Raw genomic sequence first — 1,038 nt, 5'->3', positions numbered from 1 at the left:
GCCGCGATGCTGGCGGAGAAGCTGGGCCTGGCCCGCGGGGTGATCCACGGGCGGATCGAGGCGGGCGGGAGGCAGGCCACCCCGGCCGGGCGGGCGGCGGCGGACGGGACGATCAGCGCCGAGCACGAGCGGATCATCGCCAGGGCGGTCTCCGGGCTGCCCGGGACGCTCGGCGGGGCGGCCACCACACGATTCGCCGAGGAGCTCACGGAGTTCGCGCGCACCGCCGCGCCGGCGCAGCTGCGGGCGGAGGCCGCCCGGCGGGTCGCCGCCCTGTGCCCCGAACGCGGGAAGGACCGCGAGGAGCACCAGGAACGGCAGCGCTCGGCCAGGCTCGGCGCGGTCCGGCCCGACGGCACCAGCAGCCTCACCATGACGCTCACGCCCCGCGCCCGCGCGCTGGTCGAGCGGGCGCTGTGCGATTTCGGCGGTCCCGGCGGGGCGGTGGCGTGCGAGCCGGGCTCCGACGAGCGCACACCGGAGCAGCGGGCGCACGACGCGCTGGTGCACCAGTGGGCGCTCGGCTCGACCGTCGACCCCGCCCGGCCCGCGGGCGTCGCCACCATCGTGGTCCGCGTGACGCCCGAGCAGCTCGAGGACCCCACCGCGCTCGTGGAGACCGACTCCGGCACCCAGCTCAGCGTCCGCCAGGCCGTCTCCATGGCCGGGTCCATGCCGTGGTTCGTCTCGCTGTTGCGCGACGGCCGCGAGGAACTGCACCGGATCGACGTCGACGCCCACCCCGAACGGCGCCTGGCCTCCGCCCTCCAACGCCTGGTCCTCTACGCCGCGCACGGAGGGTGCACCTTCCCGGGATGCAGCGCGCCGGCCAGGCGGAGTCAGTTCCACCACGTCAGGGAATGGTCGCGAGGCGGACCCACCACCGTCGGCAACGGTGCGCTGGGGTGTCCGGTGCACCACGGCTTCGTCGGCGAGGGGCCGTCGTCGTGGAGGACCGTCGTCGATCCGGGCTCGCCCGGCCGCTGCACCTGGCTTCCGCCCGGGGTCGACAGGCTCACAGATGTGTGATGCGCGCGC

The 1,038-nt window shown here is 76.1% G+C and carries 1 protein-coding gene; it reads left to right on the top strand.

Features of this window, described 5'->3' with window-relative positions; all coding sequences use genetic code 11:
* Window positions 1–1,029, top strand: a 1,029-nt coding sequence (locus tag B4M60_RS00895; protein WP_291079476.1) for an HNH endonuclease signature motif containing protein, incomplete at its 5' end; no start/stop codon positions are given.
* Window positions 1,030–1,038 lie beyond the last annotated feature (9 nt).

Source organism: Dietzia sp. UBA5065 (assembly GCA_002415925.1).
Lineage (GTDB): Bacteria > Actinomycetota > Actinomycetes > Mycobacteriales > Mycobacteriaceae > Dietzia.
This window is presented reverse-complemented; position numbering and strand designations above follow the sequence as displayed.